The following is a 26,927-nucleotide window of genomic DNA, read 5'->3' as shown; positions in this document are numbered from 1 at the left end:
AGCCAGACAGGCCTGCCCTTCGGTGCGGGCAGGTCAGGCATGAACATATTCCAGATGTCGCCTTGGCAGAGAGTGGGCGCGGTGAAGCACACCCAATAAACTGGCATCCCTCTTTTTGCGTGAGCCCTGCAATGCGCCTGGGTGTTTGGTCGTGCCTGCTGTGCCTTCTGCTTGCCGCCTGCGAGCGTGCACCTGCGCCGCCGGCCGCACCGACGCAGGTGCAACTGCAACCCCCGCCGCCGCGGGTGCAGCGCAAACCGCAGGCGGAGATCGACTGGTCGCCCGATGTGCGGCTGGAAGCCGGGGATGCGTCGATCGACTGCAGCCCCGATTACCGTACCGGTGATGGCCGGCCGGTGCTGTCGCTGGCCTATCTGGACCTGCGCAAGACCATGCAGGATTGCCGGGCCACGGGTCTGATCCGGCTGCGCTATTCGGGCAAGATCACGCAAAGTTTTGCAGCGCTGGCCGAACGCGCCGGCAAGGTGGCGGCGGATCTGGGGATCGGCAAGCGCATTCTCGACATCGACTCCAGCGGCGGTAGCGTGGAAGCGGCGATGCGTGCCGGGGATGCCATCGGTGAGAACGACTGGACCATCTGGGTGCGGGCGGATTCGGTCTGTTACAGCGCCTGTGTACTGGTGCTGGCAGCGGGCGACATGCGGGTGATCGCGGGCAAAGTGGGCATCCACCGGATGATTCAGCTGTCTTCCACGGCCAGGTCACGGCGCGAGCTGGGCGAGCAGCTGCGGCAGGTGAGCGAGGATCTGCGCAACTATCTGGAGCGTAACGGCGCCTCCATTGAGGTCTATGACCTGATGACCACGGTGCCCAACCGCAAGCTGCGCATCCTCACCGAGCAGGAGTTGGAGCAGTTTGGTCTGTCCGGCCCCAATGCGGTGGAAGATGATCTTGATCGCATCCGCCTGGCGCGCAGCTGTGGGGTCGAGTTCCTGCGCCGCCGCGATGCCTTCCGGCGTGCGTACGAGCAGCAGTGCATGCAGTCGAGTGATGCCGCACATGCCGATGTGGCCGAGATCAATGCCTGCGGTCTGGCGTTGCGCGAGCGGTATGGCTTCCCCGACCCGAAATGCCCGATCGACAGCCCGATGTCCGAGCTGGACGGGGCGGTGCTGGCCATTCCCGCGCCGTTGCCACCAGACGGCGCGCCCGGCGCAATGCCAGCGGAAACGTCGGCCGCGCCTGCCGCCGCCACCGCCGAAGGTGGGCCGGCACCGCAGTAAGGCCGGCTAGCCGCCTCGGACCCGAATCGTCACGTCTCCGACCTGTACGGTCTGGCCGGCCCGGATCTTGGCGGTCTTGCGCAGTTCCACCGCGCCGTCCACCCGCACCACACCGCTGGCCACCAGCTGTTTGCCGGCACCGCCGGAGCCGCACAGGCCGGTCAGTTTGAGCAGCTGGTTGAGTTCGATGAAGTCGCGGTCGAGGTCGAAATCGATCTTGGGCATTGGCGGCACTCAGGGGAGGGGTAGACGGACGCGTTGGCCGTCGCGTTGCAGGATCACGCCGTCACGCCGGATTTCCACCACTTGCAGCGTGCCGTTGCGGTCGCCCTCGCCCATCCGTTGGCCGTCGAGAATGACGAACCGGCGCGCCGGGTCGGCATCCCAGACGTGCATGCTCATGCGCACCGGCGGCAGGCCGGTGCTGGCCAGATCGGGTATCTCGGCGGGGCTGGCAGCCGGGGGCGGCGGGGCGGGAACCGTTGGCGACACCGGCGGCGTGGGGCGTGGCCGATCTGCAGTGGCGGCGGCAGGCGGACGTGTCGGGGTGGGGGGGGCCGGAATGGCAGGGGCCAGCACGCGCGGAGCCGATTCGGGCGCCATCGCAGTGACGACGGGCGCGGGCGGGTTGGCTGGCAGTGGGGTGTGGGGTGATGGGGGTGTCCGGTAGCGCCACCCCAGCACCGCCAGCAGCGCGAGGGTCAGCACCAGTGCGGCTGCAGTCGGCCAGCCAGACGCCCATGGCAGGGCGGGTTTGCGCCGGGGGGGCAGGGGCGGTAACTCCAGGGTCAGTTCCGGGGCACGGTCGCGGCGGCGTTCGGCCTCGGATTTGCGCAGGGCTTCCAGGATCAGCGACATGGCACTCACTCCAGGGTGCGCAGCAGGTGCGGGCCGGGCAGGCCCGCGGACAGCGCCATCAAGGTCAGTGGTCCGGCCAGGCCATCGGCCGGCAGTCCATATGCCGTCTGAAACGCCCGTACCGCAGCGCGCAGGCGGGCGTCATACGGCAGCCCAGGCTGTGCAGACTGCGGTTGCAGCTTGAGCCATAGCCAGTCCACGGCCGGGCCGCGGCTGCCTGGCGACGGGGGCGGCTCCAGCCATGCGGGGCCACGCCAGAGCCCGGCATAGTCGCCGTCCCAATGGGCGTGCAGCAGGGTGCGGTCGAGGTCGAGGACGGCGTCACCCAGTTGCAGGCGCACCCGGCGTGCGTCGGCACCCAGCAACACTGCCCAGGTGGTGTGCGAAGCGTCATGCAGGCGCAGCAGCAGCGGCCGGTCGGCCGCCAGCAGGGCTTCGAGCGGGGCGCGGCCATGCAGGCAATGCACATCGGCCGGGGTACCGGTGGGCGTGCAGGGGCCGTCCGGGGCCACCGTGATGGCCTGTCCCGGCAATCCCCAGCGGGCCAGTAGTGCCTGCCAGGCCGGAACCGGTGACGCCGCCGCCGAGGCCAGCCGTGCCGACAGACCGGCGGCATCCGGACGAATGACCGGGGCGGTTGTGCTGTTTGCAGTGGCCGGGGCGGCAACAGTGGCCGCTGCCGTGGCAGGCGGTAAGGAGGCGGTCGGCACTATCCGCCAGGCCAGCAGTCCGGCAAGCGCCAGCACGCCTGCCAGTGTCAGCGGCAGCAGACGCCGGCCCGGCCGCCACAGCCGCTGCGACGGTGCGGCAGGCAACACTTCGTCGGCGGCCAGGGCGACGAGGCGGGCATCGATCACCAGCGCATCGCGGGCGTAGCCGGCCAGCAGCGCACGCTCGGCGATCACGTTGAGCAGGCGCGGCACGCCTCCGGCGCGGGCGTACAGCATGCGCACGGCGCCGGCATCGAACGGAAAGCGGGTGCCACCAGCGACCCGCCAGCGGTGGCGCAGGTAGGCCTCGGTCTCGGCCAGATCCAGCGGCAGCAGGTGATAGCGTGCGGTGATGCGCTGCGCCAGCTGGCGCAGCTCCGGGCGCGCCAGCAGCGTGCGCAGTTCCGGTTGGCCCAGCAGCACGATCTGCAGCAGCTTCTGGGTGTCGGTTTCCAGATTGGTGAGCAGGCGCACCTGCTCCAGGGTGTCGATCGGCAGGTTCTGCGCCTCGTCGATCAGCACCACCACCCGCAGCCCCTCGGCATAGGCCTGCAGCAGATGGGCATTGAGCGCGTCCACCAGCGCCTTGATGCTGCCGCGCCGGCCATCCAGGTCGATGCGCAGCTCCTCGCAGATGGTTTCCAGCAGTTCCACCGGGGTTTGCCGCGGATTGAGCACCAGCGCCACCCGCACGTGCGCCGGCAGGCGCTCCAGCAGCAGGCGGCTGAGTGTGGTCTTGCCGGTGCCGACTTCGCCGGTGAGCTGGACGAACCCGCCGCCGCCGCCCTGTTCGATCCCGAACAACAGGTGCGCCAGCGCGTCCCGATGGCGCTCGCTCAAGTGCACGAAGCGCGGGTCGGGCGTGATTGAAAACGGCGGCTCGGTCAGGCCGTAATACCCCAGATACATGTGTCTAGCCTGCCACGATTGGGGCTTGGGATCATTCAGTGAGCTGGTGAGCTTCGCTCACGGCGGCCTGCTCGGCATGTGCGGGCGGGCGTCGGCCCGCCAGCAGCCCCTGTGCGAACACGACCCCCAGAATGATGGCGACACCGCCGTAGAAGCGGGGTGCCAGTTCCTGCTGCTCGCCAAACAGCACCGCCGCCAGCACGATGGCATAGACCGGTTCGAGGTTGATCGACAGTTGCGCGGTAAATGCCGACAGGTGGCGCAGTGCCACCAGGCACAGCGCAAACGGCAGCAGCGTGCAGGCCAGCGCCAGCAGTACCAGCCACAGGCCGTCTTGCGCCGAAGGCAGCACCAGCAGCGGGCCGGCGAACGCTGGCACCAGCAACGGCATCAGCGGTGCCAGCACGGTCAGGGTCAGGGTGCCGGCACCGAGTTCGAGCGCGGTGACGGTGAGTGGATCACCGGCATCGACCATCCGCTTGTTGAGGCTGCCGAACAGGGCCACCAGCAGGGCCGAGACCACCCCGGACAGGATCCCGGCGTGCATGCCCGCCGGCACGCCGCCGACCACCAGCCAGATCCCCGGCAACGCCGCCAGCCCCAGCAGCAGATCGGTCGGACGAAACCGCTGGCGGGTGAGCAGCGGTTCCACCAGCGCGGTCATCGGCGTGGCAAAGGCGATACAGGTCGCCGCCACCGAGGCGTTGGACAGCTTGATCGCGCCGTAGAAGGTCAGCCAGTGCAGCGCCACCAACACTCCGATCCCGGCGTAGGCCCAGCGGATACCGGCGGGCATCATCCGCAGGCCGCGCCAGACCCGCGGCAGCAGAGCCAGTACGGCCACCACGATCAACATCCGCCACCACACCAGCGGCAGTGCGGGCAGCGAGATCAGTTTGCCCAGGATGGCAGTAAAGCCCCACAGCAGTACGCAGAGATGAATCTGCCAGAGGGCGCGGGTCGTTTCGGGGGTTCGCATCCGCGCATTATCCGGGGGCGCGGGGCTGCGCGCGCAATGGTCGCCGGCAATGACCGATGGCGCATTCCGGAGCGCCTCGGGGGCGGCATACTCGGGCTTTCGATTTCCATCGAGGACACCCTGCCATGCGCATTGCCCCGCTCGCCCTGGCCCTGGCCTTGACCCTGAGCACCGCGACCCCGGTGCTGGCGCAGCAGGCGCCGCCAATCCGGGTCGATGATCGGGTGGCGCCGCTGGCCGCGTCGCTGCCGGATGCGGCGCGGCTGGCGCGCTTTGATGCCTTCGTCGCCGAGGTGCAAAAGCAGTTCGAGGTGCCCGGGGTGGCGGTGGCCATCGTCAAGGACGGTCAGGTGGTGCTGGCACGCGGCTACGGCGTGCGTGAGCTGAGCAAACCGGAGCGGGTGGATGAGCACACCCTGTTCGCCATTGCCTCCAACACCAAGGCGTTCACCGCTGCAGCGCTGAACATCCTGCAGGACGACGGCAAGCTGAAGACCACCGATCGCGTCATCGACCACTTGCCGTGGTTCCGCATGAGCGACCCCTACGTGACGCGCGAGATGCGCATCCGCGACCTGCTGGCGCACCGCAGTGGCCTGAGTTTGGGCGCTGGCGACCTGCTGTACTGGCCCACCACCACCTATTCCGCGCGCGAGGTGGCGGAACGGCTCAAGGACGTGCCGCTGACCGGCGGCTTCCGCGAGCAGTACGCCTACGACAACATCCTGTTCGGCGTGGCCGGTCTGGTGGTGGAGCAGGTCGCGGGGATGTCGTTCAAGCAGTTCCTGCAGACCCGCATCTGGCAACCGCTGGGCATGACCGAAACGCGCTTCAATGCCGACGATCTTAAGCCTGGCGACAATGTCGCCATCGGGCATGCCCGGTTCGATTTCAAGGACTTGCGCCCGATTCGTACGCCCACCACCTGGCACAACGTCTCCGGTGCCGGTGGTGTCTATGCCAGCGTGCACGACCTGAGCAAGTGGATGAACGCGCTGCTGGCCGGTGGCGTGATTCCCGGCAGCGGTGGCAAGCGGCTGTTCTCCGAGGCGCGCCTGCGCGAGATGTGGTCGGTGCTGACGCCGATCCCGGTACGGCCGGCCTCGATTCCGGAGCTGGCACCGGCCACACCCAACTTCTCCGGTTATGGCCAGGGCTGGTTTTTGTCCGACTATGCCGGGCACAAACTGGTCTGGCACACCGGCGGCTGGCCGGGGCAGGTGTCGCGGCTGACCTTGCTGCCCGATCAGGGCATTGGCGTCGTGGTGTTGACCAATGCCGAGGTCGGACAGGCCTTCAACGCCATCACCTACGAGGCGTTGGACATGATGTTGGGGCTGACTGGCCATGACTGGCTCAAAGGGCAGGCCGCCGCGTTCGCCAAGGCGCAGAGCAATGCCGATGAGGACTGGCAGAAGCACGTCGCCGCGCGCGATCGCAACAGCACGCCCTCGCTGCCGCTGGCGAAGTACGCCGGCACCTACCGTGATCCGTGGTATGGCGATGTCATCATCCGCCAGGGCCGCAACGGCCTGGAGATGCAGTTCTCGCGTACCGCCCAGTTGCTCGGTGATCTGCAGCACTGGCAGCACGACAGCTTCATCGTGCGCTGGCGCGACCGCAGCCTGAATGCCGATGCATTCGTCAGCTTTGCGTTGGATGCCGATGGCCGCATCCGCGAGGTGCGGATGGAGCCGGTATCGCCGCTGACCGATTTCAGCTTTGATTTCCAGGATCTGCGCCTGGTGCCGGTGGATCGCCGCTGACCCTGCCGCCGATGCGGCGGCAGGGCGGTGTCACGCCACCGCGCTGCGCGCCTGGGCAGCTTCGGCGCGCCGGGATAGCACGCGGTCGATGCGGATGAACACTTCGCGCAGCTGGTCGGCTTCGGGCAGCAGGGTGACCCGGAAGTGGTCGCGGTAAGGCACGTTGAAGCTGGTGCCGGGCACGATCAGCACGTGTTCCTGTTCCAGCATTTCCAGCGCGAAGTCGTGGTCGTCGAACCCCTGCGCGGCCGGGCCGACCACGCGCGGGAAGCCATACAGCGCGCCGGCGGGCGGTACCAGCGCCAGATGCTCGCTGGCGCGGCAGGCTTCGATCAGGGCGCGGCGGGTTTCGTACAGGCGGCCGCCGGGCGCGGTGAGCGCGCTGATGGTGTCGCCGCCGTGCAACGCCTGCTCGATGGCGAACTGCCCCGGCACGTTGGCGCACAGGCGCAGCGCGCCCAGCAGGTCGAGCGCGTGATGGTAGTCGCCGCAGGCGAGCGGATCGCCTGACAGCACCGCCCAGCCGACCCGCCAGCCGCAGGCGCGATGTACCTTGGACAGGCCGCCAAAGCTCAAGCAGGGCAGGTCGCCGGCCAGCGGCGCCACCGGCTGGAACACCGCGTCGTCGTACAGGATGCCGTCGTAGATCTCGTCCACCAGCAGCAACAGCCGGTAGCGGCGGGCGATTTCCACGATCTGTTCCAGCAGTTCTCGCGGATAGCTGGCGCCGGTGGGGTTGTTGGGGTTGATCAGGACGATGGCGCGGGTGCGCGAGGAAATCAGCGATTCGATCTGCTCGGGATCAGGCAGGAAGCCGTTGTCGCGGTCCAGCCGGTAATACACCGGGCGGCCGTCATTGAGGATGGTGGCCGCGCTCCATAGCGGGTAGTCCGGGGAGGGCACCAGCACTTCCTCGCCCGGGTTGAGCAAGGCGCGCAGGGCGATGTCGATCAGTTCGCTGACCCCATTGCCGATGAAGACTCGTTCCGGCACCGCATTCGGTGTGCCGCGCCGCTGGTGGAAGGCGGCGATGGCCTCACGCGCCTCGGGCAGGCCCTGCTGGTGGGTGTAGGGATCGGTGCGATGGATGTGGTCGGCGATGGCGCGCTGCAGCGGTTCCGGTGCGCGGAAACCGAATGCGCCAGGGTTGCCGATATTGAGTTTGATCAGTTTGCGACCCTGCGCTTCCAGCTCGCGGGCGCGGCGGGCCAGTTCGCCGCGGATTTCGTAGCGGACTTCCGACAGGCGGGTGCGGGTGGCGATCTTGTGGCGGGGGTTGAATGCGGACATCGGCTGGGGGGTGCGGATCGGGACGAATCAGCCTAACGGAAAACCGGGCGCGGCGCGTGCCTGTCGGGTGCGGGTGGGGGCTAGAATCGGCGCCATGACCGAGCATTGCCCACTATGACCGACCTGTCCGCCATCGGCTGGCGTTGGACGCCGGCCGACCTCGATCCGGCCTGGCGGGCGCTGATGCAGGCTCATCCGCAGGCGCGACCGGCCCGCATCGTCGAACAGCACCGCAGTGGCTACCGGGTGGCTGAGGCGCCCGGGCAGGCGTTTCCGGCCGAATCGTTGCCGCAGTGGCAGCGTGCCGGCAGCTATCGCAAGGGCGACATCGCGCCCGAAGAGCGCCCGGCGGTGGGTGACTGGGTGCTGGTGCAAGGCGCCTCGCCCGATGGGTTGCGCATGGTCGCGCTGCTGCCACGGTTTTCTGCGATCAAGCGCGGTGCAGCGGGTGAGCATTACCGGCAGCAGGTGATCGCTGCCAATATCGATACCGCCTTTGTGGTCTGCGGGCTGGACGGCGATTTCAATCCGCGCCGGATCGAACGCTACCTGCTGCTGGTGTCCGGGCATGGCGTGCAGCCGGTGGTGGTGCTGACCAAGGCTGATCTGGCCGTGGATGTGACGGTGGCGCAGCAGGCATTGCGCGGACTGCAGGTGCCGCACGTGATGCTGGATGCCCGCTCCCCGGATGCGGCCGTCGCGCTGGCGCCCTGGCTCCAGCCGGGGCAGAGCGTGGTGCTGGTGGGCAGCTCGGGCGCCGGCAAATCCACCCTCACCAATACCTTGCTCGGCCAGGCGCGGATGAAGACTGGCGCGGTGCGGGCACGCGATGCCCGTGGTCGCCACACCACCACCCATCGCGCCCTGCTGGCCCTGCCGTCTGGGGCCTGCATCATCGACACGCCCGGCATGCGTGAACTCAAACCGACCGGAGAAGAGGATGTCAGCGAGAGTTTTGCCGACATCGAGTCGCTGGCCGAACAGTGCCGGTTCCGCGACTGCCTGCATGATCAGGAGCCGGGGTGCGCGGTCCGCGCGGCGGTCGCCAGCGGTGCCCTGAGCGAGGCGCGGCTGGCGCATTACCGCAAGTTGCGGCAGGAAGTGGATGCGGCGGCCCGTAGTCGCGCCGAAAAGGTGGCGGCCCGGACTGGGGCGGTGCGGTCGCCGGGGCAGGGGCAGCATGGCCGGCATTGATCCCGTTGCGCATCATGCTGCCCTGGATGCGCGGCTGGCGCGTGCCGCCAAGCCGATCCGCCTGCTCAATCTCGCCAGTTGGCCGGCCAGTGAGCAGCAGACCTTCCTGGCGGGCTGGGCACGGGGTAATCCACGGCTGCCCGCGCCGGTCTATCCGAAAGTGACCTTCGACGAGGTGCGCCGCGAGCTGGCGGCGATTGCGGCGGCGGCTGATCCGTCGCATCCACTCGGCCAGTATCTGGTGGAATCCACCCAGGGCTGGACGCTGGCCGCCGAATTGCTGGAAAACCTGGGGTCATCCCGGGTGACCGATCTGTCGATCGCCCTGTTCGGAACCCCCGATCAGGCACTGCCGGGCGGCATTTCCACCCGCGAGGCGGCCAATCATTTCCTGCGCGTGGCCGATACCCTCGATCGTGAGCTGGTGGCCGATGTCGAGCAGGTACAGGTGTCTGCCGAGGCGATGGCGCTGCGGTTGCAGGCCGAGCTGGACGAGTTTTTCGGTGGCCGCGTCATCGACGTGGTGCTGGACCCCGACCTGATCGCCAAAGCGGCTGCCGGTGCCCGTCGCATCCGCCTGCGCAGTGGCGCGGCGTTTTCCGATTACGACGTGCAGCAGTTGCTTCAGCACGAAGCGTTCGTGCATTCGCTGACCGCACTCAACGGGCAGCAGCAACCCAATCTGCCCAGCCTGGGGCTGTCCTCGCCGCGCGTCACTGCCACCCAGGAGGGGCTGGCGGTGTTTTCCGAGCAGATCACCGGCAGCATCGACATCGAGCGACTCAAGCGGATCAGCCTGCGCATCGAGGCAGTGGCGATGGCCATGGCGGGTGCCGATTTTCTGCAGGTGTTCCGCTTTTTCCTCGAATCCGGCCAGAGCGAGGTGGAAAGCTTCACATCGGCGCAGCGGGTATTCCGCGGCGTGCCCACCACCGGCGGCGCTGCCTTCACCAAGGACACCGTGTATCTGCGCGGCCTGATCGGTGTGCACACGTTTTTCCGCTGGGCGCTTAAGCACCGCAAGCTACGGCTGTGCCACTGGCTGTTCGCCGGCAAGATGACCTTGGGCGATGTGTTGCGTTTCGAGCCGCTGTTCCAGGCCGGCGTGCTGGTCGAGCCGCGCTGGGTACCGCCATGGGTGGCACGTGCGCATGGGTTGGCGGCGCAACTGGCGTTTTCGCTGTTTGCCAACCGGATCCGGCTGGCGCAGTTGGGTAGCGACAGCGAGGCGTTCGATATCTTCGACATGTAAGCGTGCGGCGGCGCTGCGGTGTGCCATCAGGCCGCGATCACGGCAAAGCCAGTATCATCGCCATTCTTGCGCAAGGAAGATGTTGCGATGTCCGATCATGCCAGCAGTGACGATCTGAAACAGGCTGCACTCGACTATCACCGTATGTCGCCCCGGGGCAAGATCCGGGTGGTGGCCACCAAGCCGATGGTGACCCAGCGCGATCTGGCGCTGGCCTACTCGCCGGGTGTGGCGTTTGCCTGCGAGGAGATTGCAGCCGACCCGACCAAGGCCAGCGAGTACACCGCCCGCGGCAATCTGGTGGCGGTGATCTCCAACGGCACGGCGGTCTTGGGCTTGGGTGACATCGGCCCGCTCGCCGGCAAGCCGGTCATGGAAGGCAAGGGCGTGCTGTTCCAGAAGTTCGCCGGTATCGACGTGTTCGATATCGAGATCGCGGAAAAAGATCCAGACAAGCTGGTGGACATCATTGCCAGCCTGGAGCCCACCTTTGGCGGCATCAATCTGGAGGACATCAAGGCGCCGGAGTGCTTCATCGTCGAGCGCAAGCTCCGTGAGCGCATGAAGATTCCGGTGTTCCATGATGACCAGCACGGCACCGCCATCATCGTCGCCGCTGCCGTGTTGAACGCGCTGGAAGTGGCTGGCAAGAAGATCGATGAGGTCAAGCTGGCCACCACCGGCGTCGGGGCAGCCGGGATTGCCTGCCTGGACATGCTGGTGTCGCTGGGCGTGCGGCCGGAAAACATCCTGGCCTATGACCGCGAGGGTGTGCTGTATACGGGTCGGCCCGGCCTGGACCCGGACAAGGCCCGCTATGCGCGGCCGACTGACAAGCGCACCCTGGCCGAGATCGTCGCGGGGGCTGACGTGTTCCTGGGGCTGTCGGCCGGCGGCATCCTGACTCCGGACATGGTGGCGACGATGGCGGACAATCCGATCATCCTGGCGCTGGCCAATCCGTACCCCGAGATCATGCCGGACGTTGCGCGGGCGGTGCGGCCGGACGCGATCATCGCCACCGGACGCAGCGACTTCCCCAACCAGGTCAACAACGCGCTGTGCTTCCCCTACATCTTCCGTGGCGCGCTGGACGTCGGTGCCACCCAGATCAACGAGGCGATGAAGCTGGCCTGCGTGCGCGCCATCGCCCGACTGGCGCGAATGGAGTCCACCGACCTGGGCGCAGCCTATGGCAGCGAGGTGCCGACGTTTGGCCGTGACTATCTGATCCCGCGCCCCTTCGATCCTCGCCTGTTGACCGAGCTGGCGCCAGCGGTAGCGCAGGCGGCGATGGAGTCTGGCGTGGCCACCCGGCCGTTGCCCGATCTCGATGCCTACCGCGAGCGGCTTGGTCAGTTCATCCACCGCACCAGTCTGATGATGAAGCCGGTGTACGAACGCGCTCGCGCCGACCGCAAGCGGGTGGTGTATGCCGAGGGCGAGGAGTTCGTGGTGCTGCGCGCGGTGCAGACGGTGATCGACGAAGGGCTGGCGTTCCCGATCCTGATCGGTCGCCCGGAAGTGATCGAAAGCCGGATCAGGAAGCTCGGCCTGCGCATGCGCGCCGGGGTGGATTTCGAGTTGACCAACATCAACGACGACCCGCGCTTCGATGACTACTGGCGCCAGTACCACGCCCTCACCGAGCGTCGCGGGGTGACTCCGGATGCCGCCAAGAACCTGATGCGGTCGCGCCCGACGCTGATCGCGGCGATGATGGTCAAACGTGGCGAGGCGGATGCACTGATTACTGGCATCGTCGGCCGCTACCACAAGAAGCTGGGTTACCTGCGCAGCGTGTTCGACTTCGAGCCGGGCGTGACCGGCACGGCAGCGATGACCGGGGTGCTCAACGACCAGGGGGCCTGGTTCTTCGTCGACACCCACGTGCAGGTCGACCCCAGTGCCGAGCAGATTGCCGAGGCGACGCTGCAGGCCAGCTACCGGCTCAAGCTGTTTGGCATCGAGCCGAAGGTGGCGCTGCTGTCGCACTCCAACTACGGCAGCCACACCGACGCCAGTGCGCAGAAAATGGCCCGGGTGTATCAAATCCTGCGCCAGCGCGCGCCCAGGCTGGAGGTGGACGGCGAGATGATGGCCGATACCGCCTGGGATGAAGCACTGCGCCAGCGGATCTTCCCCAACACGCCGCTCAAAGGCCGGGCCAACCTGCTGGTGATGCCCAACCTGGATGCCGCCAACATCGGCTACAACCTGGTTCGGGTGGCCACCGGCGGGGTGGCGATCGGGCCGATCCTGATGGGGCTGGATCATCCCGTGCACATCCTGACGCCGGCCGCCTCGGTGCGTCGTATCGTCAATATGACTGCGCTGGCGGCGGTGGACGCGCAGATCCGTGCCGAGCGCAAGATGCGCGCCGGATAAACGGCGGCGCGGCAGGAATAGTGCTGGGTTGAATGATCCGGGTAAAAATAAAAAAGCCCGCGCTGCGGCCCGCCGAAGCCGCGCCGGGCTTGTTAGACTGCGCCCTCGACCCGAACCGGTGGAGGACGCGCGATGGACTGGCTCAACGATCTGCTGCATGACGACCCCGATCCCCAGGAAACCCGGGAGTGGATCGAATCGCTCAAAGCGGTGATCGACCATGACGGCGCGCAGCGCGCGCACCAGTTGCTGGAAGGCATGGTCGAGTTGACCCGGCGCGCTGGTGCGCATCTGCCGTTCTCGCCGACCACCGAGTACATCAACACCATCCCGCCGCATCTGGAGCCACCGATGCCGGGCGACCCGCATCTGGAATGGCGGATCCGCTCGATCATCCGCTGGAATGCGATGGCGATGGTGGTGCGGGCCAATCGCAAGCCCGGTTCGCTGGGGGGGCACATCGCCAGCTTCGCCAGCGCTGCCACGCTCTATGACGTGGGCTTCAATCATTTCTGGCGGGCACCGTCCGAGGCGCATCCGGGCGATCTGATCTTCATCCAGGGCCATAGCGCGCCCGGCATCTATGCGCGCGCCTTCCTGGAAGGCCGGATCAGCGAGTCCCAGCTCGATCATTTCCGCATGGAAGTGGACGGGCGTGGCATCTCCAGCTATCCGCATCCCTGGCTGATGCCCGATTTCTGGCAGGCACCCACGGTGAGCATGGGGTTGGGGCCCCTGGCCGCGATCTACCAGGCGCGTGCTTGGAAATACCTCGAAGCGCGCGGTTTGATGCCCAAGACCGACCGCAAGGTGTGGTGCTTCCTGGGCGACGGCGAGACGGACGAACCCGAATCCTTGGGGGCCATCGGGGTTGCCGGGCGCGAGGGTCTGGACAACCTGATCTTTGTGGTCAACTGCAACCTGCAGCGTCTGGACGGCCCGGTGCGTGGCAACGGCAAGATCATCCAGGAGCTGGAGGGCCAGTTCCGCGGCGCCGGCTGGAACGTCATCAAATGCATCTGGGGCAGCTACTGGGATCCGCTGCTGGCCAAAGACACCACCGGTGCGCTGCGCAAGATCATGATGGAGACGGTGGACGGCGAGTACCAGAACTGCAAAGCCTTTGGCGGTGCCTACACCCGCGAGCATTTCTTCGGCAAGTCGCCGGAGACGCTGGCGATGGTCGCCAACATGAGCGACGAGGACATCTGGCGGCTCAACCGTGGCGGTCACGATCCGCACAAGGTGTATGCCGCCTATCACGCGGCCATGAACACCCATGGCATGCCGACCGTGATCCTGGCCAAGACCGTCAAGGGCTATGGCATGGGCGCAGCGGGCGAGGCGCTCAATCCCACCCACCAGACCAAGAAGCTGGACGACGACGCGGTGCGGGCGTTCCGCGACCGTTTCCAGGTGCCGATCAGCGACGCCCAGCTCAAGGACGGCAACATCCCGTTCTACCGTCCCGACGAAAAATCACCCGAGTTGCAATACATGCGGGAACGCCGCGCCGCGCTGGGCGGCTACCTGCCGCAGCGTCGCCGCAAGTCCAGCCAGTCGCTTAAGGTGCCGCCGCTGTCCACCTTCGAGCGGTTGCTCAAGTCCACTGGCGAGCGCGAGATCAGCACCACCATGGCGTTCGTGCAGATGCTCAACATCATCCTGCGCGACAAGCAGATCGGGCCGCGCTGCGTGCCGATCGTGGCTGACGAAGCGCGCACCTTCGGCATGGAGGGCCTGTTCCGTCAGCTCGGCATCTATGCGCCGCAGGGCCAGAAGTACAAGCCGGTGGACGCCGACCAGCTGATGTTCTACCGCGAGGATGCCGCCGGCCAGGTGCTGGAGGAAGGCATCACCGAGGCTGGCGCGTTTGCAAGCTGGATGGCCATGGCCACCAGCTACAGCGTCAGCGACCTGCCGATGCTGCCGTTCTACATCTACTACTCGATGTTTGGCTTCCAGCGCATCGGCGATTTCGCCTGGCAGGCCGGCGACATGCGTGCGCGTGGTTTCCTGCTGGGCGGCACCGCCGGGCGTACCACGCTCAATGGCGAGGGCTTGCAGCACGAGGATGGTCACTCCCACGTGCAGGCGGCGCTGATCCCCAATGTGCGCAGCTATGACCCCACCTTCGCCTATGAGGTCGTGGTGCTGATTCAGCACGGCATGCAGCGCATGCTGGCCGAGCAGCACGACGAGTACTGGTACCTGACCCTGATGAACGAGAACTACACCCATCCGGAGATGCCGGCCGGCAGCGAGGAGGGGATCATCAAGGGCATGTATCTGTTCCGTGATGCCGGCAAGCCCAAGAAGGGCGAGCTGCGGGTGCAACTCATGGGCAGCGGCACCATCCTGCGCGAAGTGATCGCTGCTGCCGATCTGCTGGATGCCGATTTCGGTATCAAGGCCGACATCTGGTCCTGCCCCAGCTTTACCGAGCTGGCGCGCGATGGTGTCGATGCCGAGCGCTGGAACCGCTTCCATCCGGACGCCAAAACCCCACGCAAGCCGTGGGTGACCCAGTTGCTGGAAGGTCGCCAAGGCCCGGCGATCGCCGCCACCGACTACGTGCGCGCGTTCGCCAACCAGATCCGCGAATACGTGCCGATGCGCTACACCGTACTGGGCACCGATGGCTACGGCCGCAGCGATACCCGGGAAAACCTGCGCCGCCACTTCGAGGTGGACCGCTACCATGTGGCCCATGCCGCAGTGGCCGCGTTGGCGGCCGATGGCAAGCTCACCGCCAAGGACGTGGCACGCGCGATCAAGCTGTACCGGCTCGACCCCGACAAGCCCAACCCGCTGCTGGCCTGAAACGGCGCCTGCCGCGCAGCTCTGGCGGGGCAGACAATGCCAGTCCACCCCGAGCCCGGCTCATGTCCGGGCTCGGGGTGCGAAAGACATCAGGCAAACGCAAGTTTGCGAGCGCGCTGCACCTGGACACGCATTGGATATGAGCGTGGCCTGTCGCGTAAGCGATGGCGATGGGGGTGCTCAGGCCTTTCGCAAAGGGGGAGCCAGCGCCGGGCAATCAGGCTGGCAAGCCAGGGCGCATCTGCGCCCAGACAGGCTCACAGATCCTGCTGATAGCGAACGTAAGGCACGGTGCCTTCGTCGCTCTCGCTGCCCTTGGGGGCGAACGGATTCTTGCCGCGGGTGATGACGTTGTCGGCGCCGACGCTGAGCTGGCCGTTCCATGGGGTACGCCAGGTCAGCCCCAGCCCCACGCCTTTCCAGATGTCGCTTTCGCCCGGCACGTTGACGATGCGACCGATGATGCTGGCGCCGAAATTGCCGTAGCCGCCGCCGATGCTCAGGCTGCGGGTATTCCACTGGTCGGCCAGTTGCGGCACCTCAGTGGCGGGAACCAGACGGGCGCGCGCAACGGTTCCGCCGACATTGATGAAACCTTCGCGGCCCAGCGATTTTTCTGCAAAGAGCGAAATGTCTTTCTGGACATAGCGGGCACCGCCAAGTGTGCCTTGGCCCAGCCAGGCGGGCAGTGTGTCGTGGCCACTGCCGAGGCTGAATCCAAGCGTGCCGCCCGGGCGAACCAGATCGACGCCTGCGTTGGCGTGCTTGCTGATGCCGCTCGATTGGGTGCCAGGTTGCAGCGAGGCCAGCACGCAGTCGCTGGCCAGTTGCAGCAGGGCGGAACTGGCGCCATTACGACGGTCACACAACAGAGCCAGCGCGTTGCCGGACTGCAGGCCGAACGTGGCTTCCAGCGTGGTGTTGCCAAATCGCCAGCGGTTGCCACCTGGGCCGTTGGCGGGCTCCAGCATCAGCACGGCTTCCAGTTTGCCGCTGCTCTTGTTCAGCACCGGCACCATGCGCGTGTCCTTGCGTGGGCTCTGCCGGCTCTGCTGCGCCCACGCGCCACCGCTGGCGAGTGCCAGGGCGAGCACGGTAGCGATGGCAGGGGCAAGTCGCATGGACATGGCGTGGGACTGAGACTGGGTGAGCGGGCCGAAAGTTCCTGAGGGGATTATCGACTGTGGCGAGGATTGTTATAGCGCATTTATGTTTATTTAACAATGCCGTGCGGCGTTACTGCGCCCCGCAGGTGGTCGCGGCTGGCTCACTGCAACGAGGGCGGCCCGGGCAGGGATCGTTCGGCCTGGTGGAACAGCGTTGCCACCTGATCGGCGTCGAAGTGGTAGCGCTGACCACAGAACTCGCAGGTCACCTGTGCCTGGCCGTCGCCTGCAGCCACCGCGGCCTGCGCTTCCTCGGGGCCGAGGGCGACCAGCATGGCTTCCACCCGTTCGCGTGAGCAGGAGCAGGCAAATCGCATCGGTTTTTCGCCCAGCAGCTCTGGCAGCTCCTCGTGGAACAGGCGGTGAACGGTCTCCGCTGGCGGCAGGGCCAGCAGTTCCTCGCGATCCAGGGTGTCGAACAGGGCGCTGACGCGCTGGAAGCCGTCTTCATCGCCACCGCTGCCGGGCAATTTCTGCAGCAGCAGACCGGCCGCACGGGTGCCGTCGCAGGCCAGCAGCAGACGGGTTGGTAGCTGTTCGGAGTGGGCGAAATAGGTTTCGAAGGCGGCATCCAGCCGGCTCGACTGCAGCCCCACCAGCCCCTGGTAGCGCATTGGTTCGTCGCCGCGCAGGGGCGGATTTTCGATGGTGATGGCCAGCAGGGCGTCGTGGCCGAGCTGGCGCAAATCCGAAGGAACCTGGTGGGCGCCGTCGCGCAGCCGGACGATGCCACGCAGACCGCCTTTGGCCGTGCACTCGGCGAACAGGGTGGCAAGTGCGCCTGTGCTGCGCAGCTGGATCGACAGCCGGCCGTCGACTTTGACATGGCCGGCAAACAGCGCGGCCGCAGCGGCGGCTTCCCCCAGCAAAGCGGCGGCGACCTCCGGATAATGGCGGTGTTCGACGATGGCCTGCCAGGCGTGATCCAGGTGCACGATGGCACCACGCACGCCGGCAGTCGGCAACAGAAAACGCAATAACGTGTCTTGGGAGTTGGGCATGGTCTGCATGGAAATCGGAAGCAGGCGCAGGTGGGGATGCGCCGGAACGTGTGTTGGGGATCGACAGAGTAATGGGGTTTGCTGCCGCCGGCAGCAAGGTGGGCCGGCATGAGTGGCAAGGGCTGGCGGCATCGCCTGCGCGGCTGGTGGTGGAAACTGCCAGTGCTGGCGCTGGTTGTGAGCGTGGTCCAGGTGTTGGTGTTGCGTGTCGTCGATCCGCCGCTGTCGGCGTTCATGCTGGCGCGCTGGCTGGACGCTGCGGCTGAAGGTGAGCCGGGGTTTCGGGTGGCGTATGACTTTCGCCCGCTGGCGCAGATTTCCCCGCAGCTGCCACTGGCGGTGATCGCGGCCGAAGACCAGAACTTCCCGCGCCATCACGGGTTTGATTTCGAGGCGATCCAGAAGGCGCAGGCTTACAACGAGCGGATGATCGCCCGCGCCGAGCGGCGCGGTACTCCGGTGCGGCGGCTGCGCGGCGCCAGTACGATCAGCCAGCAGACTGCCAAAAACCTGTTTCTGTGGCAGGGGCAGGGGGCGACCCGCTGGCTGCGCAAGGGGCTTGAGGCCTGGTACACGGTGCTGATCGAGGCGTTGTGGCCGAAGCGGCGGATCCTGGAGGTGTATGTCAACATCGCCGAGTTCGGCGACGGTATTTACGGTGCGCAGGCGGCGGCGCGGCATTTCTTCGGCAAAGATGCGCGCGCCCTGTCGGCGGCGGAGGCGGCGCGCCTGGCCGCGGTGCTGCCCAGTCCGCGCCGTTATGACGCTGCCCGGCCCGGGCCGTATGTGCAACGCCGCGCCCAGATGATCCAGCGCCAGATGGCGGCGCTGGGTGGGCTGGGCGTGGTACGCGCACTTGATTGAGGGAGCGCAGGCATGGACCCGATTGCCGAACAGGATCGTTGCATCACGCTGGTCGTCGCTGCCTGCGACGAGGCCGAGGCATTGCCGGTGTTGTGGCCGCGATTGCGCGCGGCGCTGGACATGGCCGAACGCGACGGGCTGGTGGCGACACTGTTGTTCGTCGATGACGGCAGCCGCGATGGCACCTGGTCGTTGCTGCAGTCATTTGCACGCGAAGATGCCCGGGTGGCGCTGCTGCGGCTGTCGCGCAACTTTGGCAAGGAGGCGGCACTGACCGCCGGGCTGGACCAGGTGACCTGCGGTGCGGCCCTGATCCTGGATGCCGATGGTCAGGATCCGCCGGAGCTGTTGCCGCAGTTTGTCGCCCGCTGGCGTGAGGGGTATGACGATGTGCGCGGGGTGCGTATCGCGCGTGAGGGCGAAAGCTGGTTCAAGCGGGTCAGTGCGCACCTGTTCTACCGGCTGATGGGGCGTCTGTCGGCGACCCCGGTGCCGCGTGACACCGGCGATTTCCGCCTGCTGTCGCCACGGGCGTTGGCCGCGTTGCGGCAGTTACGCGAGCGGCAGCGGTTCATGAAGGGCCTGTTCGGCTGGATCGGCTTTCGTGCCATCGAGGTGCCCTACCAGCGCGCGCCGCGGCTGGGCGGGCGCAGCAAGTTCAGTGTCTGGCGGCTGTGGAACTTTGCCCTGCAAGGGCTGACCAGCTTTTCCACCGTGCCGTTGCGGGTGGCGACCTACGTGGGGCTGGCGACCGCGCTGCTGGCCTTCGGGTTCGGCGCCTGGGTGGTGGTGCGCGCCCTGCTGTGGGGCGATCGAGTGGCGGGCTGGCCGTCGTTGATGGCGGTCATCCTGCTGCTGGGTGGGGTGCAGCTGATGGCGCTCGGCATGATCGGCGAGTATCTGGGCCGGCTCTATGAGGAGGCCAAGCAGCGCCCGCTCTATCTGGTCGATACCTGGCAGCCGGCAATGGGAGTAAGCTCACGGCAACAGCGTTTTGGCCCGCAAGGAGACGACCATGCGTACGGTACGACAGCTGTTGGACGGCAAACCCCATGAGGTCATCACGATCGGCCCGGATGCGCCAGTGCTGGAGGCGTTGCGGGTGATGGCCGAGCACGAGATCGGGGCGTTGCCGGTCATGGAGGGAGCAAGCCTGGTCGGCATCGTGTCCGAGCGAGACTATGCCCGCAAGGTGGTGCTGCAGGGCCGTGCCTCGAAGGACACCCCGGTGCGCGAGATCATGACCCGTCAGGTGCGCACGGTTTCCCCCGCCGACACCGTGGAGCATTGCATGCAGCTGGTCACCGACCGCCGCATCCGGCATCTGCCGGTGCTGGAGGACGGCCGACTGGTGGGCATCCTGTCGATTGGTGATCTGGTCAAGGCGGTGATCGAGGAACAGCAGCAGACGCTGGAGCATCTGCAGCGCTACATCGCATCCTGACTCCGCCTTTTACGGCGTGCGCGAGGAGGCAACCTGATCGCCTGGGGGTTGAACCGCAGGCCGGCTGCCGCCGTCGTGCAAGCCGAGTGCGGGCGGCGGCTTAGAACGCCACCGCCTGCGCGTGCTCGCGGGTGGCCATGAACTGCACGTTGGGTGCGCGTTCCTGGGCCAGCTGCAGATTGACCCGGCTGGGTGCCAGATAGACCAGTTCGCCGGCGGCATCGAGCGCCAGATGGGCGGCGTGCTTTTCGCGGAATTCCTCCAGCGTTTTCGGGTCATCGCAGCGGATCCAGCGCGCAGTGGCGATGTTGACCGGTTCAAACCCGGCATCGACGCCGTATTCGTCCTTGAGCCGGTAGGCGACCACGTCAAACTGCAGCATGCCCACTGCGCCCAGGATCAGGTCGTTGCTCAGCAGCGGCCGGAAAAACTGGGTGGCGCCTTCTTCGCTCAACTGCGCCAACCCTTTCTGCAACTGCTTGAGCTTGAGCGGGTCGCGCAGGCGTGCCCGGCGGAACAACTCCGGCGCGAAGTTGGGGATGCCGGTGAACGACAGCAGCTCGCCTTCGGTGAAGCTGTCGCCGATGGCAATCGTGCCGTGGTTGTGAATGCCGATCACATCACCGGGGTAGGCACTCTCGGCGATTTCACGGTCGGAGGCCATGAACGTGAGCGCATTGGCCAGCTTGATCTCCTTGCCGCTGCGCACATGGAAGGCTTTCATGCCGGCGCTGAACCGGCCCGAGCAGATGCGCATGAAGGCCACCCGGTCGCGGTGTTGCGGATCCATGTTGGCCTGGATCTTGAACACGAACCCGGTGAGCCGGTCTTCCTCCGGCTGCACCTGCCGCGTGGTGGTGGCGCGTGGACGCGGCGATGGCGCGTGTTCGACGAAGAAGTCCAGCAGCAGCTGCACGCCGAAGTTGTTGACCGCCGAGCCGAAGAACACCGGGGTCTGCTCGCCACGCAGATATTTGTCGGCATCGAACGAATGTGAGGCGCCTGCCACCAGCTCCAGCTCCTCGCGCAGTTCGGCCAGCATCTGAGCTCCAATGCGCGCTTCCAGCTGTGGATCGTCGATAGAGGCGAAGATGGTGGAGTCCTGGCGGGTAAAGTTGCGGCCGGGCTCGTACAGATGCACTTCGCCGGTCAGCAGGTGCACCACCCCTTTCAGGCGCTGGCCCATGCCGATCGGCCAGGTCACCGGTGCACACTGGATCTTCAGCACCGACTCGACCTCGTCCAGCAGCTCGATCGGGTTTTTGCCTTCGCGGTCGAGCTTGTTGATGAATGTCATGATCGGCGTGTCGCGTAGCCGGCAGACCTCCATCAGCTTGATGGTGCGCTCCTCCACGCCCTTGGCCACGTCGATCACCATCAACGCCGAGTCCACCGCGGTGAGCACGCGGTAGGTGTCCTCGCCGAAGTCGGCGTGGCCGGGTGTGTCGAGCAGGTTGACGATGCGCCCGGCATACGGGAACTGCATCACCGAGCTGGTCACCGAGATGCCGCGCTCCTTTTCCAGCGCCATCCAGTCGGAGGTGGCGTGGCGGGCGGCCTTGCGTCCCTTGACCGAACCGGCCATCTGGATCGCACCGCCGAACAGCAGCAGTTTTTCGGTGAGCGTGGTCTTGCCGGCGTCGGGGTGGGAAATAATGGCGAATGTGCGCCGGCGGGCGGCTTCGGAAGCAACGTCTGTCATCATGAAAGTATAGCCGGCAGCACCGGTCGGGCCATTGCCGGGGGCGAGCCGGCCGGGGTATCCACAACGGGCGCGGTCACGGTGTAATCTGCCGGTGGCGCGGCAAAGGAGGAGTCACAACGTGCGCATCGTGATTGCCGGAGAGGACGCGGCTCGTGCCGCGGAGTTCGACGCCGTGCTGGCCGATTTCGGTCTGGACTGGACCATCGACTGGTTGCCGGTGGGGACTTCGGTGGATCCGGCGATGTCGGCCTTCGATGTGTTCGTATGCGGGCTGCGGCCGGGGCCGATCGGTGGCCCGGAGCTGCTGGCCCGGGTGGCGGCGTTGTATCCGCAGGCGGTGCGTATCCTGCTGCTGGATCAGGATGTGCAGGAAGCCAGCGTGGACATTGCCCAGGGCCTGGATGGCGCCCATCGCGTGCTGGCCCGACCGCTGGATCCGATCGAGCTGGTGAACGCGGTGGAGAGTGTGGTCGATCTGCGCGAGCTGCTGGACAACGAGGAGCTCAAGCGCGTGCTTGGGCGGGTCAACTCGCTGCCGCCGCCACCGCGCCTGTATCTGCAGCTGACCCGTCTGCTGCGCGACCCGGATGCCAGCAATGCAGAAATCGCCCAGGCCCTGTCGCAGGATCCGGCGATTGCCGCCAAGGTGTTGCGCCTGTGCAACTCTGCCTATTTTTCCGGCGGGCGCGAGATTACCGATATGCGCGCTGCGGTCACCCGGCTGGGGCATCAGACCCTGCTGCGGATGGTGTTGACCATCGAGGCATTCAGCAGTTCCAGTGTCATCCCCAGCCAGGAGCGCGAGGCGATGCAGGATCGCGCCCTGCGCGCCTCGAATCTGGCCCGACGGCTGCTGCCCGGCCCCAGCGCGGAGCTGGCCGCCACGGCCAGCCTGCTGGCCGAAGTCGGTCGGTTGCTGCCGGGGGTGTCCTCGGGTGCGCCGGATCAGCCCGGCCCGGGTTACGCCGAAGCCGGGGCCTACCTGCTGGGGCTGTGGGGCCTACCGATGCCGATCGTGGAGGCAGTGGCCTACCAGCATCAACCGGGTCGGTTGCGGGCGGCTGGCTTCTGGGTGCCCGGCGCGGTGCACGTGGCCACGGCGCTGGTGGCCGGGCGCGACCCCGATGTCGAGTATCTGCGTTCGGTTGGCATGCTCGATCGCCTGCCGCAATGGCAGGCCTGGGTACAGCCGGCAGAGCCGGTCGGCGCCGACGAGTGAGCCGCGCGATCAGTGCGACTCAGGCGGTGCGGCACTGGTCGGCCCGGCCAGCCGGAACGGAATCGAGATCAGCTGCATGCCCCGGTTGACCTGCACGGCGAAATGCAGATGCGGCCCTGTGCTGTAGCCGGTATTACCGGACAGGCCGATGCGATCGCCGGTCTGCACGCTCTGGCCAGGCCGAACCTCGACCGCCGACAGATGCGCATACAGCCCCATGCTGCCGTCTGCATGCAGGATGCGGATGAAGTTGGCGCGCTTGAGCGCGTCCGTCGTTTGCGCCGGGCTGGCCTCGGGCATGCCCGTCTGCACCTGCATCACCACCCCCGCCCGCGCCGCCAGTACCGGCGTGCCTTCCGGGGCCGCCAGATCCAGCGCGTAGCGGTTTTCCGCATCCTGATGACTGAAGGCTCCCGCAAATCCCTGGTCGATCCGTGCCGTCGGCAGTGCCAGCGGCAGCAGATAGGCAACGTCACGCGGACGTGCGTTGGAACTGCCTGGCGTGGCGGTCAGGCGCAGGTGTAGCTGGCCACTGCCGGGTGGCGGGCGCAGATAGGCCAGCAGCGTGCTGGCGCCGGGCGCGACGCTGGCCCGCGCCGGCAGTGGTGGCTGGCTGGATGCGGGCGGGGCCCCAGCCGCGTCCAGCCGGACTTCGATGGGCCCAGCCAGCAGGTTGTCGGCCCAGGCCAGATACTGCCCATCGCCGGCTTCCAGCCGCAGCCGGGCCACCGTGGCGGGTGGGTCGGTGGCGCGGGCGCCGGGTGCGGTCAGGGTGGGGGCGAGGGTCAGCGCCAGCGTAGGCGTGATCAACGCCAACAGGGCGCGTAAACGGGGGGCGCGGGTCATGGCGCCAGTATGCCCGGGCTGTCGGCATTCGTTTGTGTCATCGCTTCATGCGGATAAAGCGATTGACAGATGCCGGGTGCCTTGTGCACACTGTGGTCATCCATCGAGACCGGCGGAGGGACAGGCCCTTGGAAGCCGGGGCAACCTGCGGCAGGCGTCATGTCTGCCGTGAGGTGCCAAATCCTGCGGGGACCTGTTCAGCAGCGTCTGCCGGAAGATGGGGCAAGACCGCACATGCGGGCTTGTGTCTGTCACGCATTCCGCCTCTCCGCATGACTCCGATGGCCCTGTCCACCTGTTCCGGAGTCTGCCGTGCGTCCCTATTTCGACACCTGCGCCCCGCGCCCATCGCATGCCTTTGCCCGTGCCGAGGTCGCTGCCAAGCCGCTGGCCGATGTGCCGGCCAGACGTGGCAGCGTCGATGCCGTGCTGGCCACCCGTCATGCCGGTACCCAGCGCCTGCGCCTGCACTATGAACTGACTGGGCCGGAGGGCGCGCCTCTGGCCGTGATCGCGGGCGGAATCAGTGCCCATCGGCATCTGCTGGCCAATGCGGTCGATCCGGCGCCGGGCTGGTCGCAGGCGCTGCTGACCCAGGGCCGTGCGCTGGATCCGCGGCGCTGGCGGCTGCTGGCATTCGATTACATCGGTGCCGATGGCGCCCTGGATGCCCCGATCGACACTGCTGATCAGGCCGATGCGCTTGCCCTGCTGCTGGATGCCCTGGCGATCGAACGGCTGGATGTGATGGTGGGCTATTCCTATGGGGCGCTGGTCGGCTTGCAACTGGCGGTGCGGCACCCGCAGCGGCTGCGCCGACTGCTGGCGGTCAGCGGCGCGCATCGTCCACATCCGTATGCGGCGGCCTGGCGCGCCTTGCAGCGCAAGGTGGTCGCGCTGGGCCAGTTGCAATGTGCCGAGGACATCGGGCTGTCCCTGGCGCGTCAGTTGGCGATGCTGAGCTATCGCACACCCGAGGAGTTCGCCCAGCGTTTCGATGCGCCGCCGCGACTGGTCAATGGCCGGGTGCAGGTGGCCGCCGAGGAATATCTGGACACGGTCGGGGTGCGCTTTTTGAGCCGCATGTCGGTGACCGCCTGGTGGCGGCTGTCGGAGTCGATCGATCTGCATTCCGTCGATCCCACCCAGATTCGGCTGCCGGTGTCGGTGATTGCAGTGGAAGGCGATCGTCTGGTGCCGCTGGCCGATGCCGTGGCCTTGCAGGAAGGGCTGGGATGCCACGGCCGCTTGCGCGTGCTGCGCTCCGAGTACGGTCATGACGCCTTCCTGAAGGATGTGGTGCGCATGGATGCGCTGTTGGCCAGCGAGCTGGCGGCGCCGCTGCCGGGCGTTCGTTGAGGAGATCGCCGATGCATTCCTATCGCGATGCCGTACCCGAAGCGTGCCCGCAGGACAACAGCCACCCGGTCACCAGTGCGGTGCGTGCCGGCATTGATCGCGACCCGAGTTTCGGTGCGGTCACGCCGCCGCTGGTGCTGTCATCCAACTTCAGTTTTGCCGGGTTTGGCCGGAAGCGCGCCTACGATTACACCCGCAGTGGCAACCCCACCCGCGATCTGCTGGCGGAGGCGCTGGCGGAACTCGAGGGCGGTGCCGGTGCGGTGGTGACCGCCACCGGGATGGCTGCCGTCACGCTGGTGCTGCATGCCCTGCTGCGGCCTGGGCAGACGTTGCTGGTGCCGCATGACTGCTACGGCGGCAGCTGGCGGCTGTTCAACGCGCTGGCCGAGCAGGGCGCGTTCAAGCTGGTCAGTGCCGACCTGACCGGGCCGGAGGCAGTGGACACGGTACAGACCGTGCGGCCGGCCCTGGTATGGATCGAAACGCCGTCCAACCCGCTGCTGCGCATCACCGATCTCGCCGCCGTCATCACGGCGGCACGCCGGGTGGGGGCACAGGCGGTGGTGGACAACACCTTCCTTTCGCCGCTGTGGCAGCAGCCGATCATCGACTTTGGTGCGGATCTGGTGGTGCACTCCACTACCAAGTACATCAATGGCCACAGCGACGTGGTCGGTGGTGCGGTGGTGGCGCGCGAGCAGGCAGTGCACGCACAGCTGCTGTGGTGGGCCAATGCGTTGGGTCTTACCGGGGCGCCGTTCGACAGCTTCCTCACCCTGCGCGGGTTGCGCACGCTGGGGGCGCGATTGCGCGTGCATGAGGAGAACGCGCAGGCGTTGGCGGCGCTGCTGCAGGGCCATCCGGCGGTGCGGGCGGTGCATTACCCGGGCCTGCCCAGCCATCCCGGGCATGCGCTGGCAGCACGCCAGCAACGCGGCTTCGGGGCCATGCTCAGCATCGAGCTGGACGGAGGCGAAGCGGCGGTACGCGCGTTCCTGGACGGCTTGCGCTGGTTCACTCTGGCCGAATCGCTGGGTGGGGTGGAAAGCCTGATCGCACACCCGGCCAGCATGACCCATGCGGCGATGAGCCCCGAGGCGCGCGCCCGCGCCGGCATTACCGACGGCCTGTTGCGGCTGTCGGTGGGGATCGAGCACCTCGATGACCTGCGCGCCGATCTGCAGGCGGCACTGGCGCGTGCGCAAGCGGCGACATGAGCGCGCCTGGTCTGGTCTTGCCGGTTGTCGAAACGGCAGCGCCAGCCGCCGTGGCCCTGCTCGGCACCGGCACCGTCGGCACGGCGGTGTGGGAGCGACTTCGGGCCTGGCAGGGCACACCGTTCGGGCAGCGCTTGCAGCCGGTTCTGGTGGCCAACTCGCGCTTGATCTGCCGCGATCGCCTGGTGCCTGACACGTCCTTGCCGGCACTGCTGGCGCGGGCGACGCCGGGGATGGCGTTGGCTCAGGTCACATCAGCGTTGGGCGAGACCGGCTGCCGCATCGTCATCGATGCCACTGCCGCCGATGCGGTTGCTGCCTGCCATGCCGACTGGCTGGCGCGTGGCATCCATGTGGTGACCGCCAACAAGCGGCTCAATCGCGATTCCAGTGGAAACGGTTCATGTCTGATGGGGAGCATGGAGCCAAGGGTGACGGGGTAGATGCCTGAGCTTGGCGCACAGCAGGTAGCTGATGGCGATCAGGTTGGCGTCAGTGCGATAGCCCTTGGCGCGGGCCTTGGCGGCCTGGATCTGGGCGTTGAAGGCCTCGACCTGGCCGTTGGACAGGCCGGTGTCGAAATGCCGCAGGATGCCGGTGAGGTGGTCGCGGATGGTGGCACCGAGCTTCTTGAAGGGCGTCAGCCGACACCGTCGTGCCCAAGAGACCCACTTTCGGAGCAGCGGTTCG

23 protein-coding genes and 1 riboswitch are annotated in these 26,927 nt (G+C 67.1%); of the genes, 13 read left to right on the top strand and 10 right to left on the bottom strand.

Annotated features, from left to right (window positions below; all coding sequences use genetic code 11):
• The first annotated feature begins 131 nt into the window (after window positions 1-131).
• The gene (locus BUA29_RS05205; protein WP_072755560.1) at window positions 132-1,244 is read left to right on the top strand and encodes a COG3904 family protein; all 1,113 of its coding nucleotides are present in this window, start codon (window positions 132-134) and stop codon (window positions 1,242-1,244) included.
• Window positions 1,245-1,250: 6 nt separating this feature from the next.
• Here the strand turns inward: BUA29_RS05205 and BUA29_RS05200 are convergent, their stop codons facing one another.
• The 4 genes from BUA29_RS05200 to BUA29_RS05185 are packed head-to-tail and all read right to left on the bottom strand — an operon-like array spanning window position 1,251 to window position 4,700.
• Window positions 1,251-1,469, bottom strand: coding sequence for an RNA-binding S4 domain-containing protein (locus BUA29_RS05200; RefSeq protein ID WP_072755559.1), 219 nt, complete (start codon window positions 1,467-1,469; stop codon window positions 1,251-1,253).
• Between the two features lie 9 nt (window positions 1,470-1,478).
• On the bottom strand, window positions 1,479-2,102 hold the full coding sequence (locus tag BUA29_RS05195) for a general secretion pathway protein GspB (RefSeq protein WP_072755558.1): 624 nt from the start codon (window positions 2,100-2,102) through the stop codon (window positions 1,479-1,481).
• A gap of 5 nt (window positions 2,103-2,107) precedes the next feature.
• Complete coding sequence (locus tag BUA29_RS05190; protein ID WP_072755557.1) at window positions 2,108-3,721, bottom strand: ExeA family protein; 1,614 nt, start codon at window positions 3,719-3,721, stop codon at window positions 2,108-2,110.
• A gap of 31 nt (window positions 3,722-3,752) precedes the next feature.
• On the bottom strand, window positions 3,753-4,700 hold the full coding sequence (locus BUA29_RS05185) for a DMT family transporter (protein WP_072755556.1): 948 nt from the start codon (window positions 4,698-4,700) through the stop codon (window positions 3,753-3,755).
• A 125-nt stretch (window positions 4,701-4,825) separates the two neighbouring features.
• On the opposite strand from BUA29_RS05185, the gene BUA29_RS05180 reads away from it, so the two are divergent.
• On the top strand, window positions 4,826-6,466 hold the full coding sequence (locus BUA29_RS05180) for a serine hydrolase (protein WP_084602358.1): 1,641 nt from the start codon (window positions 4,826-4,828) through the stop codon (window positions 6,464-6,466).
• 30 nt (window positions 6,467-6,496) lie between these two features.
• On the opposite strand, the gene BUA29_RS05175 is transcribed toward BUA29_RS05180, so the two are convergent.
• Window positions 6,497-7,756: a pyridoxal phosphate-dependent aminotransferase gene (locus BUA29_RS05175; RefSeq protein ID WP_072755555.1), complete on the bottom strand. Its 1,260-nt coding sequence runs from the start codon at window positions 7,754-7,756 to the stop codon at window positions 6,497-6,499.
• 114 nt (window positions 7,757-7,870) lie between these two features.
• On the opposite strand from BUA29_RS05175, the gene rsgA reads away from it, so the two are divergent.
• The 4 genes from rsgA to aceE all read left to right on the top strand — a co-directional run bounded on the left by rsgA (window position 7,871) and on the right by aceE (window position 15,413).
• Window positions 7,871-8,950 (top strand): ribosome small subunit-dependent GTPase A, encoded by a 1,080-nt coding sequence (rsgA, locus tag BUA29_RS05170; protein WP_072755554.1) that lies wholly within the window; start codon window positions 7,871-7,873, stop codon window positions 8,948-8,950.
• Window positions 8,937-10,202, top strand: a complete 1,266-nt coding sequence (locus BUA29_RS05165) for a flavohemoglobin expression-modulating QEGLA motif protein (RefSeq protein ID WP_072755553.1) — start codon at window positions 8,937-8,939, stop codon at window positions 10,200-10,202. The genes rsgA and BUA29_RS05165 overlap by 14 nt, the downstream gene beginning before the upstream one ends.
• 87 nt (window positions 10,203-10,289) lie before the next feature.
• The gene (locus BUA29_RS05160; protein WP_072755552.1) at window positions 10,290-12,590 is read left to right on the top strand and encodes an NADP-dependent malic enzyme; all 2,301 of its coding nucleotides are present in this window, start codon (window positions 10,290-10,292) and stop codon (window positions 12,588-12,590) included.
• A gap of 132 nt (window positions 12,591-12,722) precedes the next feature.
• On the top strand, window positions 12,723-15,413 hold the full coding sequence (gene aceE, locus BUA29_RS05155; RefSeq protein WP_072755551.1) for a pyruvate dehydrogenase (acetyl-transferring), homodimeric type: 2,691 nt from the start codon (window positions 12,723-12,725) through the stop codon (window positions 15,411-15,413).
• 257 nt (window positions 15,414-15,670) lie between these two features.
• On the opposite strand, the gene BUA29_RS05150 is transcribed toward aceE, so the two are convergent.
• Window positions 15,671-16,534 carry an XOO1806 family protein gene (locus BUA29_RS05150; protein WP_425443767.1) on the bottom strand — a complete coding sequence of 288 codons (864 nt, stop codon included), beginning with the start codon at window positions 16,532-16,534 and terminating at the stop codon, window positions 15,671-15,673.
• Between the two features lie 146 nt (window positions 16,535-16,680).
• Window positions 16,681-17,580 (bottom strand): Hsp33 family molecular chaperone HslO, encoded by a 900-nt coding sequence (gene hslO, locus BUA29_RS05145; protein ID WP_072755586.1) that lies wholly within the window; start codon window positions 17,578-17,580, stop codon window positions 16,681-16,683.
• A gap of 108 nt (window positions 17,581-17,688) precedes the next feature.
• Between hslO and mtgA the strand changes: the two genes are divergently transcribed.
• From mtgA to BUA29_RS05130, 3 genes are read left to right on the top strand one after another with little or no spacing between them, the layout of a single operon-like run.
• Complete coding sequence (gene mtgA, locus BUA29_RS05140) at window positions 17,689-18,444, top strand: monofunctional biosynthetic peptidoglycan transglycosylase (protein ID WP_072755549.1); 756 nt, start codon at window positions 17,689-17,691, stop codon at window positions 18,442-18,444.
• Window positions 18,445-18,456: 12 nt separating this feature from the next.
• Window positions 18,457-19,500: a glycosyltransferase family 2 protein gene (locus BUA29_RS05135; protein ID WP_072755548.1), complete on the top strand. Its 1,044-nt coding sequence runs from the start codon at window positions 18,457-18,459 to the stop codon at window positions 19,498-19,500.
• Window positions 19,460-19,888 (top strand): CBS domain-containing protein, encoded by a 429-nt coding sequence (locus BUA29_RS05130; protein ID WP_072755547.1) that lies wholly within the window; start codon window positions 19,460-19,462, stop codon window positions 19,886-19,888. The genes BUA29_RS05135 and BUA29_RS05130 overlap by 41 nt, the downstream gene beginning before the upstream one ends.
• Window positions 19,889-19,988: 100 nt before the next feature.
• Here the strand turns inward: BUA29_RS05130 and BUA29_RS05125 are convergent, their stop codons facing one another.
• The gene (locus BUA29_RS05125) at window positions 19,989-21,590 is read right to left on the bottom strand and encodes a peptide chain release factor 3 (protein WP_072755546.1); all 1,602 of its coding nucleotides are present in this window, start codon (window positions 21,588-21,590) and stop codon (window positions 19,989-19,991) included.
• Window positions 21,591-21,711: 121 nt separating this feature from the next.
• Here BUA29_RS05125 and BUA29_RS05120 point away from each other — a divergent pair, with 121 nt between their 5' ends.
• Window positions 21,712-22,812, top strand: coding sequence for an HDOD domain-containing protein (locus BUA29_RS05120; protein ID WP_072755545.1), 1,101 nt, complete (start codon window positions 21,712-21,714; stop codon window positions 22,810-22,812).
• A gap of 9 nt (window positions 22,813-22,821) precedes the next feature.
• Here the strand turns inward: BUA29_RS05120 and BUA29_RS05115 are convergent, their stop codons facing one another.
• Entirely contained in the window at window positions 22,822-23,658 is an 837-nt protein-coding gene (locus BUA29_RS05115; RefSeq protein WP_072755544.1) for a M23 family metallopeptidase, read from the bottom strand.
• Between the two features lie 97 nt (window positions 23,659-23,755).
• A riboswitch (SAM riboswitch) is annotated at window positions 23,756-23,882 on the top strand.
• Window positions 23,883-23,970: 88 nt separating this feature from the next.
• Between BUA29_RS05115 and metX the strand changes: the two genes are divergently transcribed.
• From metX to BUA29_RS05100, 3 genes are read left to right on the top strand one after another with little or no spacing between them, the layout of a single operon-like run.
• On the top strand, window positions 23,971-25,017 hold the full coding sequence (gene metX / locus BUA29_RS05110; RefSeq protein WP_072755543.1) for a homoserine O-succinyltransferase MetX: 1,047 nt from the start codon (window positions 23,971-23,973) through the stop codon (window positions 25,015-25,017).
• An 11-nt stretch (window positions 25,018-25,028) separates the two neighbouring features.
• Window positions 25,029-26,237: a cystathionine gamma-synthase gene (metB, locus tag BUA29_RS05105; RefSeq protein ID WP_072755542.1), complete on the top strand. Its 1,209-nt coding sequence runs from the start codon at window positions 25,029-25,031 to the stop codon at window positions 26,235-26,237.
• A complete protein-coding gene (locus tag BUA29_RS05100) occupies window positions 26,234-26,680 on the top strand; it encodes a Rossmann-fold NAD(P)-binding domain-containing protein (protein WP_072755541.1) in 447 nt (148 codons plus the stop codon). Before metB ends, BUA29_RS05100 begins: the two co-directional genes overlap by 4 nt.
• Here the strand turns inward: BUA29_RS05100 and BUA29_RS05095 are convergent.
• Window positions 26,639-26,927 (bottom strand): transposase (locus tag BUA29_RS05095; RefSeq protein ID WP_143148813.1); only part of this gene is annotated, 289 nt, incomplete at its 5' end. The two genes, BUA29_RS05100 and BUA29_RS05095, sit on opposite strands and share 42 nt — an antisense overlap.

It is taken from the genome of Thermomonas hydrothermalis (assembly GCF_900129205.1).
Taxonomy (GTDB): Bacteria; Pseudomonadota; Gammaproteobacteria; order Xanthomonadales; family Xanthomonadaceae; genus Thermomonas; species Thermomonas hydrothermalis.
This window is presented reverse-complemented; position numbering and strand designations above follow the sequence as displayed.

Coding starts and splice junctions, on each gene's coding strand:
- BUA29_RS05135 (WP_072755548.1), top strand. CDS start 18,457: ATGGACCCGATTGCCGAACAGGATCGTTGCATCACGCTGGTCGTCGCT.
- BUA29_RS05180 (WP_084602358.1), top strand. CDS start 4,826: ATGCGCATTGCCCCGCTCGCCCTGGCCCTGGCCTTGACCCTGAGCACC.
- aceE (WP_072755551.1), top strand. CDS start 12,723: ATGGACTGGCTCAACGATCTGCTGCATGACGACCCCGATCCCCAGGAA.
- BUA29_RS05185 (WP_072755556.1), bottom strand. CDS start 4,700: ATGCGAACCCCCGAAACGACCCGCGCCCTCTGGCAGATTCATCTCTGC.
- BUA29_RS05100 (WP_072755541.1), top strand. CDS start 26,234: ATGAGCGCGCCTGGTCTGGTCTTGCCGGTTGTCGAAACGGCAGCGCCA.
- BUA29_RS05165 (WP_072755553.1), top strand. CDS start 8,937: ATGGCCGGCATTGATCCCGTTGCGCATCATGCTGCCCTGGATGCGCGG.
- BUA29_RS05150 (WP_425443767.1), bottom strand. CDS start 16,534: ATGCGACTTGCCCCTGCCATCGCTACCGTGCTCGCCCTGGCACTCGCC.
- BUA29_RS05200 (WP_072755559.1), bottom strand. CDS start 1,469: ATGCCCAAGATCGATTTCGACCTCGACCGCGACTTCATCGAACTCAAC.
- BUA29_RS05115 (WP_072755544.1), bottom strand. CDS start 23,658: ATGACCCGCGCCCCCCGTTTACGCGCCCTGTTGGCGTTGATCACGCCT.
- mtgA (WP_072755549.1), top strand. CDS start 17,689: ATGAGTGGCAAGGGCTGGCGGCATCGCCTGCGCGGCTGGTGGTGGAAA.
- BUA29_RS05195 (WP_072755558.1), bottom strand. CDS start 2,102: ATGTCGCTGATCCTGGAAGCCCTGCGCAAATCCGAGGCCGAACGCCGC.
- rsgA (WP_072755554.1), top strand. CDS start 7,871: ATGACCGACCTGTCCGCCATCGGCTGGCGTTGGACGCCGGCCGACCTC.
- BUA29_RS05130 (WP_072755547.1), top strand. CDS start 19,460: ATGCGTACGGTACGACAGCTGTTGGACGGCAAACCCCATGAGGTCATC.
- BUA29_RS05160 (WP_072755552.1), top strand. CDS start 10,290: ATGTCCGATCATGCCAGCAGTGACGATCTGAAACAGGCTGCACTCGAC.
- BUA29_RS05175 (WP_072755555.1), bottom strand. CDS start 7,756: ATGTCCGCATTCAACCCCCGCCACAAGATCGCCACCCGCACCCGCCTG.
- hslO (WP_072755586.1), bottom strand. CDS start 17,580: ATGCCCAACTCCCAAGACACGTTATTGCGTTTTCTGTTGCCGACTGCC.
- BUA29_RS05125 (WP_072755546.1), bottom strand. CDS start 21,590: ATGACAGACGTTGCTTCCGAAGCCGCCCGCCGGCGCACATTCGCCATT.
- BUA29_RS05205 (WP_072755560.1), top strand. CDS start 132: ATGCGCCTGGGTGTTTGGTCGTGCCTGCTGTGCCTTCTGCTTGCCGCC.
- metB (WP_072755542.1), top strand. CDS start 25,029: ATGCATTCCTATCGCGATGCCGTACCCGAAGCGTGCCCGCAGGACAAC.
- BUA29_RS05190 (WP_072755557.1), bottom strand. CDS start 3,721: ATGTATCTGGGGTATTACGGCCTGACCGAGCCGCCGTTTTCAATCACG.